This is a genomic window from Devosia equisanguinis (assembly GCF_900631955.1).
GTDB classification, from domain to species: domain Bacteria; phylum Pseudomonadota; class Alphaproteobacteria; order Rhizobiales; family Devosiaceae; genus Devosia; species Devosia equisanguinis.
Window position 1 is genome coordinate 1 of sequence record NZ_UZWD01000076.1, and the last position, 11,400, is coordinate 11,400.

The 11,400-nt window shown below is 64.2% G+C and carries 15 protein-coding genes; 8 read left to right on the top strand and 7 right to left on the bottom strand.

From position 1 onward, the window contains the following. Positions 1-292: 292 nt before the first annotated feature. The gene (locus tag DEVEQU_RS19685) at positions 293-883 is read right to left on the bottom strand and encodes a 5'-methylthioadenosine/S-adenosylhomocysteine nucleosidase (RefSeq protein WP_126152318.1); all 591 of its coding nucleotides are present in this window, start codon (positions 881-883) and stop codon (positions 293-295) included. A 124-nt stretch (positions 884-1,007) separates the two neighbouring features. Here DEVEQU_RS19685 and DEVEQU_RS19690 point away from each other — a divergent pair, with 124 nt between their 5' ends. Next, complete coding sequence (locus DEVEQU_RS19690; protein ID WP_126152319.1) at positions 1,008-1,295, top strand: hypothetical protein; 288 nt, start codon at positions 1,008-1,010, stop codon at positions 1,293-1,295. Between the two features lie 35 nt (positions 1,296-1,330). On the opposite strand, the gene DEVEQU_RS19695 is transcribed toward DEVEQU_RS19690, so the two are convergent. Further along, the gene (locus DEVEQU_RS19695) at positions 1,331-1,504 is read right to left on the bottom strand and encodes a DUF2934 domain-containing protein (RefSeq protein ID WP_126152320.1); all 174 of its coding nucleotides are present in this window, start codon (positions 1,502-1,504) and stop codon (positions 1,331-1,333) included. A gap of 306 nt (positions 1,505-1,810) precedes the next feature. Here DEVEQU_RS19695 and DEVEQU_RS19700 point away from each other — a divergent pair, with 306 nt between their 5' ends. Then, positions 1,811-2,305, top strand: coding sequence for a hypothetical protein (locus tag DEVEQU_RS19700; RefSeq protein WP_126152321.1), 495 nt, complete (start codon positions 1,811-1,813; stop codon positions 2,303-2,305). Positions 2,306-2,474: 169 nt separating this feature from the next. After that, the gene (locus DEVEQU_RS19705; protein ID WP_126152322.1) at positions 2,475-3,827 is read left to right on the top strand and encodes an MFS transporter; all 1,353 of its coding nucleotides are present in this window, start codon (positions 2,475-2,477) and stop codon (positions 3,825-3,827) included. A 4-nt stretch (positions 3,828-3,831) separates the two neighbouring features. On the opposite strand, the gene DEVEQU_RS19710 is transcribed toward DEVEQU_RS19705, so the two are convergent. Continuing rightward, complete coding sequence (locus DEVEQU_RS19710) at positions 3,832-5,055, bottom strand: MFS transporter (RefSeq protein WP_126152323.1); 1,224 nt, start codon at positions 5,053-5,055, stop codon at positions 3,832-3,834. 123 nt (positions 5,056-5,178) lie between these two features. Here DEVEQU_RS19710 and DEVEQU_RS19715 point away from each other — a divergent pair, with 123 nt between their 5' ends. From DEVEQU_RS19715 to DEVEQU_RS19730, 4 genes are read left to right on the top strand one after another with little or no spacing between them, the layout of a single operon-like run. Further along, positions 5,179-5,901: a vWA domain-containing protein gene (locus DEVEQU_RS19715; protein ID WP_126152324.1), complete on the top strand. Its 723-nt coding sequence runs from the start codon at positions 5,179-5,181 to the stop codon at positions 5,899-5,901. Beyond that, complete coding sequence (locus DEVEQU_RS19720; protein ID WP_126152325.1) at positions 5,898-6,626, top strand: DnaJ domain-containing protein; 729 nt, start codon at positions 5,898-5,900, stop codon at positions 6,624-6,626. Before DEVEQU_RS19715 ends, DEVEQU_RS19720 begins: the two co-directional genes overlap by 4 nt. Further along, positions 6,627-7,112: a transcription elongation factor GreA gene (greA, locus tag DEVEQU_RS19725; RefSeq protein WP_126152326.1), complete on the top strand. Its 486-nt coding sequence runs from the start codon at positions 6,627-6,629 to the stop codon at positions 7,110-7,112. Beyond that, positions 7,105-7,479, top strand: coding sequence for a GFA family protein (locus tag DEVEQU_RS19730; protein ID WP_126152331.1), 375 nt, complete (start codon positions 7,105-7,107; stop codon positions 7,477-7,479). The genes greA and DEVEQU_RS19730 overlap by 8 nt, the downstream gene beginning before the upstream one ends. 139 nt (positions 7,480-7,618) lie before the next feature. Here the strand turns inward: DEVEQU_RS19730 and DEVEQU_RS19735 are convergent, their stop codons facing one another. Beyond that, the gene (locus tag DEVEQU_RS19735) at positions 7,619-7,987 is read right to left on the bottom strand and encodes a hypothetical protein (RefSeq protein ID WP_126152327.1); all 369 of its coding nucleotides are present in this window, start codon (positions 7,985-7,987) and stop codon (positions 7,619-7,621) included. Between the two features lie 143 nt (positions 7,988-8,130). On the opposite strand from DEVEQU_RS19735, the gene DEVEQU_RS19740 reads away from it, so the two are divergent. Beyond that, entirely contained in the window at positions 8,131-8,625 is a 495-nt protein-coding gene (locus DEVEQU_RS19740; RefSeq protein ID WP_126152328.1) for a hypothetical protein, read from the top strand. A 39-nt stretch (positions 8,626-8,664) separates the two neighbouring features. Here DEVEQU_RS19740 and DEVEQU_RS19745 read toward each other — a convergent pair whose 3' ends face one another. From DEVEQU_RS19745 to DEVEQU_RS19985, 3 genes are all read right to left on the bottom strand, one after another. After that, entirely contained in the window at positions 8,665-9,513 is an 849-nt protein-coding gene (locus tag DEVEQU_RS19745) for an SMP-30/gluconolactonase/LRE family protein (protein WP_126152329.1), read from the bottom strand. Positions 9,514-9,633: 120 nt separating this feature from the next. Further along, the gene (locus tag DEVEQU_RS19750) at positions 9,634-10,140 is read right to left on the bottom strand and encodes an AAA family ATPase (RefSeq protein WP_126152330.1); all 507 of its coding nucleotides are present in this window, start codon (positions 10,138-10,140) and stop codon (positions 9,634-9,636) included. 93 nt (positions 10,141-10,233) lie between these two features. Further along, positions 10,234-11,376, bottom strand: coding sequence for a CehA/McbA family metallohydrolase (locus tag DEVEQU_RS19985; RefSeq protein ID WP_223214299.1), 1,143 nt, complete (start codon positions 11,374-11,376; stop codon positions 10,234-10,236). Positions 11,377-11,400 lie beyond the last annotated feature (24 nt).

Below are 11,400 nucleotides of genomic sequence, written 5' to 3' on the forward strand. Positions count from 1 at the left end.
CAGGGGGAGGGAGACGGACCGGTTCTTTTGACCCACTATTGCCCAGAACTCGATGCGGCTCCTCCCCCTTCTTCAGGGGGAGGTTGGGAGGGGGTGTGCAGCACGCTCAAGCCCAAATGCGATAGCCCTGCCTCAAGGGGGAGGGCGGGAAAGCGCGCAGAGTTCACCTTATTTTGAAATGATCTGGGTTTGCTGGGCCGCTCGCCTTTTGGCGTATGAACCGGCAGGCCCTCGGGTCGGGCCCGAGGGCGGAACGGTCTCTGGGTGAGGGCTGTGCTTAGCCGGTCAGGGCTTAGTTGGTCAGGTGTTGGGCTTCGATCAGATCGACGGCATGGGCCAGCTTTTCGTCGATGATGTGCAGATAGTCGGTCCAGTCGGCCATGCGGGTGACTTCGGCCCGGCCGTCGGAAATGCCGCGCAGGGCGAGGAGGGGGACGTTGAAGCCTTGGCAGGCGCGCAGGATGGCGTAGGTCTCCATATCCACCATGTCCTCCGCAATGGTGTCATAGGCAGCGCCTGAGACGATATTGGCGCCGGTGGAAAGAGTAGCGGGGGCAAGGCCCGGCAGCAGCGGCGCCAAGGGCAAGGTAGCGGGCAGACCGAGAAATGGGGTCTCGCCGCGCGCAAAGCCGAGAGGCGATGCGTCCATGTCGCGGTAGGATACCGAGATCGCCTGATAGACCCCGCACTGTTCGAGCCGACGCGATCCGGCCGATCCCAGCGAGACGACAAGATGGGGCAGGGCGTCGCGACGCTCGGTCAGGGCACGGGTGGTGGCGATAGCCGCCTCGACCGGACCCACCCCGACCATGAGCGGGGTGATCCGCCGCCGCAGGTGCGGGCCATATTCGGCGTCGGCGGCCATGAGATAGAGAATCGTCATTGGATGGCTCGTCACTTGGCTGTGATAGCGAGGTTAAAAAATCTTTGCGGATTTGTAACGCCTTGCGCGCATCCTCGGGCAATCGGGCACCGCAGAAGGCGGGATGGCCCCATGGACGGCAAGAATGCGCTTTGCAGAGATTGGTGACACGCGGGAATGGAGCGAACCGAGCGCCAGACGGTCTGGCGGCATAGCGGTGCATCCAGAGGATATCGAACTGGAAGCATGGCGCCGCAAGGCGGCGCTGGGGATCGATGAGTGGCGCATGCGTGAATATGTCACCGGCGTGCCTGTCCCCGACCGGATCGACCACTATTGCCAGCAGATCGAATTCGCCGCGCAGGCGCTGATGCGCCTATCGCCCATTCCGAGCGATTTCCGCAATGACGTCTATTGGCCGCGCTGCTGGTGAGCTCGCGGCCAAACGCTGGATAAAGAAAGGCCGCTTCACGCGGCCTTTTTCGTGCGGGGCGCAGCGCGCTTGCGCGGCGGCTTGATGGTCTTGGCCGCTTCGGCCGTCAATTCAGCAACGGCCTTGAACCAATAGGCCTGATCCTGGCCTTCCGGACAATTGTCGGCCTGCCAGAGCGCATAGGCCCGGCACTGGATTTCGTTATGCATGGGCTGTGGTCCTTCCTTGTACTCGGAAAGAGCCTGCGAGAACGGGGTTAATTCGCGGTGAAGGGGGCGCAGGAACGTTGGGAGGCTACCGCATGCGGGCTTGAGTTTGTTGTCCACCCCCTCCCAGCCTCCCCCTGAAGAAGGGGGAGGAGCGCGTCGCGTGCTGGCCGGGGGTGTCGCGCCAGAAGCCGACCACTTCCTTCCGGGAATGCGGCGTGCCGGCGTTCAGCGCCGACCGTGCCCCTCGATCTGGGGGTGACAGGGACAGGTATGGGCGGCATGGTGCGGCAAAGTTGGAGATTTGCCATGCGCCGCGCCCTGTTGATTGCCGCCTTTTGCCTAGTCGCTTCGTCTGCCCAGGCTGCCTGGCAGTTTTCCGATGTGAGCGACGAGGACGGCGAGGCCTATAAGGGGTGGGCGGTGGATGTTTCGGGGGAGCTCGAGGCGCAGATCTTTTGCGATGACTGGTTTCCCGACGCCATGGACATCACCATCTACACGGCGGAGAAATACGACGCCAAGGCCAGTTATCCCGAAAGCGGGGTGATGAAGGTGCGCATAGACGACCGCAAGTCGGTCGAGGTGACGGCCTTTTATGACGAGCATGAGGGGGAATTGCTGGTCTATACGTCGAGCCTCGAGGCTGAGGGGGTCGACGAAGTGCTGTTGGCCATGGCGCGGGCCAATTCCAGCATTGGCTTCAGTTTTGAAGGGCGCGACTGGCGGTTCCCGGCGGAAAACGTGTTCGACGTGATCGAAAAAATGGCCAATGCGTGCCCGACAGAGTCGAATACGCCCTGAGATGTTCGTCGCCATGGCAGCGCATCGAGGAGCCCTGCCATGACCCCAATCCGAAACAGTGGTTCCGATGCGCAGGTGACATCAGCTGTCACGACCGCGCCGTAAAGATTGAGCTTTCACCCCGCGAGCGATAGCGTCGCGCGGGTGCTGCATGCATTGGACGCTTCCCATGACCCCGTTTCACCATATCCTCGTCAACAATCTCGCCGCCAATGTCACCAATTTCACCGTGTGGTTCGCGGTGACGTTCTGGGTGTTTCTCGAGACGCAATCGGTGTTCGCCACCGGCATGATTGCGGGCATCTACCTGGTGTTCACCGCCGCCTTCGGCATCTGGTTTGGCTCGATCGTCGACCACAATTCCAAGCGGCTGGCCATGCTGGGATCGAGCCTTGTTTCCTGGCTCTTGTATCTGCCGGGCCTGCTGATGGTGCTCTTCGCGCCCGAGGGGGCGTTTTCCGACCCCTATGGGCCTTATCTCTGGAGCTTCGTGCTGCTGGTCATGCTCGGCGTGATTGCGGGCAATATCCGCTCGATCGCGCTGCCGACGCTGGTGACCATCCTCATTCCAGAGGCCGAGCGCGACAAGGCCAATGGACTGGTGGGCATGGTCAGCGGCATCGGCTTTCTCACCACTTCGGTGATTTCGGGCTTTCTGGTGGCCTATACCGGCATGCTGGGCGTGCTGATCATGGCGCTGAGCGTGACGACGCTGGTCTTCGTGCATTTGAGCCTGGTCAAGCTGGACGAGGGCCGGGTGGCGCCGAGTGCCGATGAGCCGGCCGAACCCAAGCGCGTGGACCTGGCTGGAACCATCAGGGTGATCGCGGCGGTGCCGGGATTGTTCGCGCTGATCTTTTTCGCCTGCTTCAACAATTTTCTCGGCGGCATCTTCATGGCGCTGCTCGATGCCTATGGGCTGTCGCTGGTGTCGGTGGAGGTGTGGGGGCTGTTGTTCGGGGCGCTGTCGATGGCCTTCATCGCCAGCGGCATCATTATTTCCAAGACCGGGCTGGGCCGGAACCCGCTGAAGACGCTGCTGATGGTCAATATGGTGACCTGGGCGGTGTGCTGCGTGTTCACGCTGCAATCCTCGATCTGGCTTTTGGCGGCGGGCTGCTTTGTGTGGATGTTCCTCGGGCCCTATGCCGAGGCGGCCGAGCAGACGACGCTGCAGAAGGTGGTGCCGCTGGAACGGCAAGGCCGGGTGTTCGGCTTCGCGCAGTCGGTGGAGCAATCGGCCTCGCCACTCACGGCATTTCTGATCGGGCCGCTGACGCAGTTCGTGGTCATTCCGTTCATGACCGATGGTGCGGGGGCGCAGAGTATCGGCGGCTGGTTCGGCACCGGGCCGGAGCGGGGCATTGCGCTTGTTTTCACCGTGGCCGGGTTTGTCGGCCTGTTGGTCACTATCCTCGCCATCAACTCCCGCTACTACCGGCAGTTGTCGGCGGCCTATGCGGCCGGCAAGGACGATGATGGTGAAAGCGGTGGCGGGGCGGCCGTGACCAGCCCCGCCTGATCGATCAGGCCGGCACGGCGTCGATGGGCGCCGGGTCGCGGCGCTTGGGCGGGAAGGCCAGTGCCAGAGCGGCTGCGGCGAGGCCGACGCCGGCCGAGGCGACATAGAGCCAGTGGTAGTCGCCATAGGTATCATAGAGCCAGCCGCCGCCGACCGGGCCGAAGGCCATGCCGATGGAGGAGGTCATGGTGATACCGCCCAGCACCGTGCCCATGACATTGGGTCCGAAATAGTCGCGCGCCAGCACCGAATAGAGCGGCATGACCCCGCCATAGACCAGGCCCAGCACCGCAGCGAGCAGATAGAAGTGCTGGAGCTCGCTGACATAGATATAGGCGTAGATGCCGGCCGCCTGCAGCACCAGGCCGACGACGATGACGCGCTTGACGCCGAGGCGGTCGGCCAGCACGCCGAAGATGACGCGGCCGAACAGGCCGGCAAAGCCCTCGACGCTATAGATGCTGGCGGCGGCGAGGGCCGAGGCGCCGCAGAGCATGGCATAGCTGACGGTGTGGAAGATTGGCCCGGAATGGGCGGCGCAGCACAGGAAGAACACGCCGGCCAGGATGAAGAATTGCGGCGTGCGGAAAATGGCGGCCATATTGGCCGGGCGCGGTTCGGCCGGGGCGATATCGCTGGCGGGGCTCGGCGCGTCCCGCTGCACGGTCGGGGCGCGGCGGATCAGGAAGGCGGCGGGGATGATGAGCAGGGTGGCGGCGATAGACGTCATCAGCATGGCGCTGCGCCAGCCATAATTCTCGATCAGCACCGTGGCGAGCGGGGTGATGGTCATGGGGGCGACGCCGCCGCCCAGGGACACCAGCGAGACCGCGAGGCTGCGATGCCGGTCGAACCAGCCCAAAGTGGTGGCGATGAGCGGGGCGAAGAAGGCGCCGCCGGCGGCGCCGACCAGCCCGCCATAGGCGAACTGGAAGACCAGGAGGTCATTGGCACGGCTGGCGATGAACAGGCCGAGGCCGAGCAGCACGGCGGCGATCAGCACCACCGGGCGGGCGCCGATGCGGTCGGTGAGCGTGCCCCAGACGAAGCCGCCGACGCCCATGACGATGAAGCCCACGGTCATGGCGCCGGAAATGCCGGCACGGGACCAACCGGTATCGTCGGCCATGGGTTGAAGATAGACGGGCAGGGCGAACATGGCGCCCATGGCGAGACAGGTGATCACCGCGCCCGCTGCGACGATGACCCAGCCGTAATGCCGCTCCATTCCGCAATTCCTCCTTGCAGGATTGTCACCTGCATGACGGATGAGGCGCCGGAGTTTCGACACTGGCAAGCAGAATTTCGTGCATCCCTTGCCCGGGCGGCCCGCGGGCCACATATTCGCTGCATGAATGAGAAGAATCCGACTACGCGGCGCGATGGCGTCGTGCCGCGACAAGGCGAAATCCGGGACGAAGTGGCCGCTTTCGTCGAGAAAGTGGGCAAGCTGGCGCGCCCCAATGCCGCCGAGGACGGGCGGCTGTTGTTTGCCATGGATGCGACGATGAGCCGGCAGCCCACCTGGGACCTAGCAATCTCGCTGCAGGCGGGCATGTTCGAGGCCATTCCCAAGGATGCGGCGCTGCAGGTGCAGCTGCTGTATTTTCGCGGGCTGGGGGAATGCCGCGCCTCGAAATGGGTGCGCGACGCCTCGGCGCTGGCCAAGCTGATGAGCTCGATTTCCTGTCAGGGCGGCAATACCCAGATCGGCAAGGTGTTTTCCCACGCCCGGGACGAGCACAAGACCAGGCGGATCAACGCGGTGGTATTCGTCGGCGATGCCATCGAGGAAGATGTCGATGCGCTCTGCGCCAAGGCGGGGGAACTAGGGCTGCTCGGCTTGCCGGTTTTCGTGTTCCAGGAAGGACGCGACGCGCGGGTGGAAGCGGCGTTCCGCGAATTCGCGCGGCTGACCAAGGGCGCCTATGCCCGGTTCGACAATTCGGCGCCGGGCCAGCTTGCGTCGCTGCTCAAGGCCGTGGCGGCCTATGCAAGCGGTGGCAAGGCGCATCTGCGCTTGCAGAGCGGTGGCGAGGCGCGGGCGCTCTTGGCGCAGATCGAGGGCAGATGACCTGGATTTTGGTGATCGGGTTTGGTGTGCTGGCGACGCTCTGGCTCTACCAGGCCATGCGCGGCATGGATCGGCGCGTGCTGGTGCGCAGCCTGCGCTGGGTGGTGGGCGGCGTTGCCGCCTTGTTGGCGGTTGCCGCATTGTTTCTGCGCCGGTTCGACCTGGCGCTTTTCGTCGGCGCGGCGGCGGCTTCGGTCTTGCTGCGCGGGCGGCTGGGGCGGTTTTCCTTCGATAGTGTCTCCGGTGGCGGCGGCAATATTTCCAAGGTCCGTAGCCGCTATCTGGCCATGGAGCTGGACCATGACACCGGCGCGCTGTCCGGGCGGATCGTGGACGGGACCTTTGCAGGCTGGGATCTGCTGGATCTGGGGGAAGCGGAGACGCGCACCCTGATTGCCGAGATTGCCGATGATGCGGAAAGCATCAATCTGCTAGAAAGCTGGCTGGATACCAATCGGGCGGGTTGGCGCGAATATTTTGCCGAGCAGGATGCCGGCGGCGGCGGGCAGGGTGCTGCTGGCCATGCGGGAGGGGGCAGCGCCGATCCGGTGGCCGAGGCTTATGCGGTGCTGGGGCTGAAGCCCGGGGCCGATGCCGAGGCCATCAAGGCAGCGCATCGTGAGCTGATGAAGGGCGTGCATCCCGATCGGGGTGGCTCGGAATTTCTGGCCGCAAAAATCAACCAGGCACGCGACCTGCTGCTTGAACGAATGGGCCGGGACTAGATGAGTGTAGCCTTTACCAAGGAAGACAGCGCCGAGACCGCCTCGGAAACCATGCTGCCGGAGCGGCCGGTGCCCGAAGGGCCGAACCTCGTCACTGAAGCGGGTTTTCTAGCGCTAGGGCAGCAATTGGAGGCGGCGCGGGCGGCCTATGACGCTGCCATGGCCATAGAAGATGTCAATGAACGGCGCCGGCAGGCGGCCAATCCGTTCCGGGATGTGCGCTATTTTGCCGAGCGGCTGCGCACCGCCCAACTTGTGCCGCCGCCCGAACGGGCCGATGTCGTGGCCTTTGGCAGCAGCGTCACCTTCGAGCGCGAGGATGGGCGGGTGCAGAGCTATCGTATTGTGGGCGAGGACGAGGCCGATCCCAAGGTGGGGACGATTTCGTTTGCCTCGCCCATGGCGCGGGCGCTGATGGGCAAAAGGGTGGGTGACGTGGCCACGGCCGGGGCTGCCGGCGAGGTCGAGGTGCTTGGCATTGCGTGAGTCGGCGGGCGGATGCCTTTGCGGCGCAGTACGGGTTGTGGCCCGCGGCACGCCATTGCGCGTCGGCATCTGCCACTGCCTCGATTGCCGCAAGCATCATGGCGCCCTGTTCTATGCGGCGGCGATTTTTGCCGAGGGGCAGGTGGAGGTATCGGGCGAGACCGGTGTGTTCCAGGGTCGGCATTTCTGCAGGGTCTGCGGGTCATCGGTGTTTGCACGCAGCGGCGACGAGGTGGAGGTGCATCTGGGCACGTTCGATGCGCCGGATCAGTTCGTGCCGGAATATGAAGTGTGGGCAGTGCGGCGGGAGGCGATGCTGCCGGAGTTTGCCGGGGTCAGGCGATATTTGCACGATCGGGAGGGGTAGGGAGGGAGCTGTCGCACCTTGGTTTGCATGCACCAAGGCCGACCCCCACCCGGCCTCCCCCTGAAGGAGGGGGAGGAGAAGCTTGGTGTTTTGGGCGGGGTTTGCCAAGAATGATGGCTCGTCCGGCTTGGCGATCGCGTCACAGTGCGGGTTTGTTTTCCAGGTCGGGGCCGGCAAGGAAGGGCATGAGGTCGACGGTGTCACCGGGGAAGACGGAGAAGTGGGGATGGTCGCGGAAGAGGTCGGCGGCGGCCTCGATGGTTTCGGCTTCGACCACCACATAGCCGCAGAAATCGTTGCTGGCGGGGGCGATGCCGGCTTTGGAGACGCGCAGCGTCTTGCCGACCATGCCGCCGCGATTGACCAGCGCCTGGGCGTTGCGCTGCTCCCATGCCTCCCATTTGGGCAAGCCCTCGGCGTCTATGGCGTCCTGTTCGGCCTTGGAACGCGCGTAGAAGCCGGCGAGGCTTTCAGGCTTCATCGTATAGACGGCAAGAAAATAGGCCATGGCATCACTCCTCCGATTGGCGGAGGCTAGCAGGCATCTGCCTGAGCGGAAATGGTCACCATTGCGTCAGGCGGGAAGGACCGAAAGGGAATTTTAGGGCTTTGTGGCGTGGGGTGCGGAGCTGAGTTTTATCGGATTTTTCCATGCGCATCGCCCTCGCCGCCGCCTTCTGCCTTGCCCTGATCGCTCCTGCCACTGCCGAGCAATGGCGCTATGAGGGCGGGGCGACGCCCATTGCCTGGTTCGACAATGGCGCGGCGCAGTTTCAGTTCGCCTGTCGCGGCGGCTCGCTGACCATGGGGTTCTGGGTGCGCAAGCCGGATGCGCGGCTGGCTGGCGCCAGCGCCATCAGCGTTGCCATCACCCCTGACGCGGCGGCGGGCAGCGCGGTGTCGCAGGCGGGCAATACCAGCTTTGCCCAGGACATGCCGATGGTGCATCTCGATGGCAGTTCGGTGATCGTGCGCGGGCCGGTGGCGCGGCAGTGGGCACGCATTGCCCAGCAGGCGCGCGACACGATCGGCGTGGCCTTTGTCCGCGTCAAAAGCGGCGGCGGGGTCGAAGGTATCGACGCCAATATATTTGGGGCCAAGGGCTCGAAGACGATGATCGGACGGGTTTTGGGGGAATGCGGCTGAGGCGGGAGGTGGCCACGGCCGGAGCCGTGGCCGGGAGGCTTACTCGATATCGAGCTTGACCACCTGGTTCTGCATCATCAGCGGCACATAGATGGCGGTACCATCGGTGCCGATATCGGCAGTGCCCATGCCCAGTTCGGCCAGGGTGGTCTGGGTGCCGTCGGCGGCGATCGAAATGATCTTGCCGCCGAAGAAGTCGCTGACCACCAGGGCGTCGCCTACGCGGACGATGCCGTCGAGGAAGCCGACCTTTTCAGCCATGGGCGTGATCGCCTTGCTGGCGATATCCACCGAGACGAGGCCGCCAGGGACCATGTCCTCCTGCTTTTCGGCCAGTTGACCAAAGCCGGCGACCACGAGCGCGCCCTGGTCGAAGAGGATGCCATTGGGGCTGCCGAGAGCAGCATCTTCGAGGAAGAGCGCGGCAGCGCCGTCGGCCACGCGATAGATGCGGTTGGCAAAGGTATCGGTGACATAGACGGCGCCATCGTCGCCCGCAGTCACGTCATTGAGGAAGGTGGCGCCGTCAACGGCGATGGTTTCGACCGCGCCGCTGGCGAGATCGACGACGCGGATATTGGAGATGTCGGCAACATAGAGCTTGCCGCCGGCAATGGCCGAGCCCTTGGGCGCGTCCAGGCCCTCGACCCAGTTGGCATCGATCATGGTGCCATCGAGCGCGATGGTGGAGAGCGAACCCTTGCCATCGGCTTCGGTGGCCTCGCCGATAATATTGGAGACGATCAGGCGCTGATTGGCCTCATCATAGACCACCGATTCCGGGGTGGACAGGCCATCGGTGCGCCAGGCCTCGGCAGCCATGGCCGAAAGGCTCATCGGGGCCAGCAGCAGACAGGCCACAGACGTGGCGCTCAACAGGTTTCGCATTGCAGTTCTCCTCCGTAACTCTCCCGATGCTATCGGCCAAGGCGGTTTTTTCAAGGCTGATCGAGAGATAGGTAGGCCATTGCGCGCACGGAATGTGCAGGAACCGAGCGATTTGTGGGGTCAGCGGCAGCGGGCGAGGATGTCGTCGACCACGATATCCAGCGGGCGGGTGGCGTCGATGGCGATGGCGTTGGCGGGCAAATCCACACGGCTGGCGTGGAGTTCGGCCACCAGGGCCCGCTCGGCGGGGTCGGAGCCCCATTCGTCGTGGCGGGCCGCCAGGCGCGCCTCAATGGTGGGCCAATCGGCTTCGAGCACGAAAATCGCGTCGAACAGATGGGCGAAATGCTGGCGATTGCGCGAGGCGCCGCAGAAGAAGGTCACTGGCCGCGTGGGGTCGGCGATGATGGTTTTTACCCGCGCGACATCCCAGATGTGATGGGCGTTGATGAAGGCGGGGTCGGTGGAGCGACGGTCCGGCGGCAGCGGCGCGCCGGTCTCGGGGTCGCCCTGAAAGGCCAGGACGCGATCGCCGTGGACGACATGAAAACCACGCGCTTCGAGCGCGGTGGCGACGGAGGTCTTGCCGGACCCGGAAATGCCTTCGATGAGGTAGGTGCGGGGCATGCGGGGACCTCCGGGCGGTGTTCCGGCGACGGTGACGGGCGCCATCATGCCCGGATGAGGTGCTTTGTCCAGTGACGGTGCCGGGGCGTCGCGTCAGAACGTCGGATCGAAATTGAAATAGATCGGGTTGGAGAGGGCGACCATGTTCTGGCTCAGGGCCATGGAATTGGGCACTTCGGGATAGGGTGCCTGGGGGCCTTCGATCTCGACGCGGTAGTAGCTGCGGTCGGTGGGCGAGGGGGTGTCGGTGAAGCGGATGCTGCGGGTGGTGGCGTCGGTCAGCAGGGTGGCGAAATCGCTGCGGTTCTTGATGACGCGGACGCGGTAATTGGCGCCGGGAATGCCGCTGTCGGAGAGACGCACCTCGAAGGTCACGGGGGCGCCGGTGGGGATGGCGTTATCGCCCATCATCATCTCGAACCGGCCGTCGCCATCCCTGTCGGCGCGGAGTTCGACGCGGGGATTATAGGGGTTGGCGCTGATCGAGGCACGGCCGTGTTCAAGGGCCGCAAGGATGGCGGGCTTGCTGCGGTCGGTGGCGAATATCCAGGTGGTGGGGGTGCCGACATAATTGCCGGTGCCTTCGATGGTGAGGGGCGTCGTCAGGGCCGGATCGTCGGGAATGCCGTGGTGGGAATCGCTGCCGCCGCGGGCGCCGATCATGCGGCCGGAAAGCAGCTGATCGTCCCAGATGCGGACGCTGGGAATGTTCTTGGGCCAGATGCTGGTGTTCCAGACTTCGACGCTGTCGGCGAGATCGAACGAAAACCCATAATGGTTCTTGTGGTGCGGATGGTTCGCCGACCAGTGGATGCCGAGTTCCTGCTTGAGTTTGAGAAGATCCCAGTCCCGCGCGTTTCGGGCGTCAAAAATACGCTGGTGGTCATAGGGGGTGGCCGAGAGGATGTTGACGTGGCCGCGGGGGGCGGTGAGTTCGGCGCCGTAGAAAAGAAGGACGGTCTCGGACGTGTATTCGGGATCGGCCCAGGTGTTCTGGGCGACGGCGCCTTGAACGTGAACGTCATGGTCGGTGATGGCGAGATAGTCGAAGCCGAGCTTTTCGGCAAAGGTGATGATGCGCGATTGAGGGTTATTGGAGCTGTCCGTCGAGTGGCGGCAGTGCATATGCCAATCGCCCTTCAGCCAGACGCCGTTCTCGACGCCGAAGTCATCGGCAACAAGCGCATCGCCGACGATATTCTGGTGGGGCTGGAAACCGACGCCTTCATCGCCCACTATCAACCGCAATTCGACGCCAGG

What these genes read in the sequence shown, in the direction of transcription:
- DEVEQU_RS19750 (WP_126152330.1), bottom strand. Translation starts at nt 10,140, where the DNA reads ATGCCCCGCACCTACCTCATCGAAGGCATTTCCGGGTCCGGCAAGACC.
- DEVEQU_RS19690 (WP_126152319.1), top strand. Translation starts at nt 1,008, where the DNA reads ATGCGCTTTGCAGAGATTGGTGACACGCGGGAATGGAGCGAACCGAGC.
- DEVEQU_RS19735 (WP_126152327.1), bottom strand. Translation starts at nt 7,987, where the DNA reads ATGGCCTATTTTCTTGCCGTCTATACGATGAAGCCTGAAAGCCTCGCC.
- DEVEQU_RS19715 (WP_126152324.1), top strand. Translation starts at nt 5,179, where the DNA reads ATGAATGAGAAGAATCCGACTACGCGGCGCGATGGCGTCGTGCCGCGA.
- greA (WP_126152326.1), top strand. Translation starts at nt 6,627, where the DNA reads ATGAGTGTAGCCTTTACCAAGGAAGACAGCGCCGAGACCGCCTCGGAA.
- DEVEQU_RS19720 (WP_126152325.1), top strand. Translation starts at nt 5,898, where the DNA reads ATGACCTGGATTTTGGTGATCGGGTTTGGTGTGCTGGCGACGCTCTGG.
- DEVEQU_RS19745 (WP_126152329.1), bottom strand. Translation starts at nt 9,513, where the DNA reads ATGCGAAACCTGTTGAGCGCCACGTCTGTGGCCTGTCTGCTGCTGGCC.
- DEVEQU_RS19685 (WP_126152318.1), bottom strand. Translation starts at nt 883, where the DNA reads ATGACGATTCTCTATCTCATGGCCGCCGACGCCGAATATGGCCCGCAC.
- DEVEQU_RS19700 (WP_126152321.1), top strand. Translation starts at nt 1,811, where the DNA reads ATGCGCCGCGCCCTGTTGATTGCCGCCTTTTGCCTAGTCGCTTCGTCT.
- DEVEQU_RS19705 (WP_126152322.1), top strand. Translation starts at nt 2,475, where the DNA reads ATGACCCCGTTTCACCATATCCTCGTCAACAATCTCGCCGCCAATGTC.
- DEVEQU_RS19710 (WP_126152323.1), bottom strand. Translation starts at nt 5,055, where the DNA reads ATGGAGCGGCATTACGGCTGGGTCATCGTCGCAGCGGGCGCGGTGATC.
- DEVEQU_RS19695 (WP_126152320.1), bottom strand. Translation starts at nt 1,504, where the DNA reads ATGCATAACGAAATCCAGTGCCGGGCCTATGCGCTCTGGCAGGCCGAC.
- DEVEQU_RS19740 (WP_126152328.1), top strand. Translation starts at nt 8,131, where the DNA reads ATGCGCATCGCCCTCGCCGCCGCCTTCTGCCTTGCCCTGATCGCTCCT.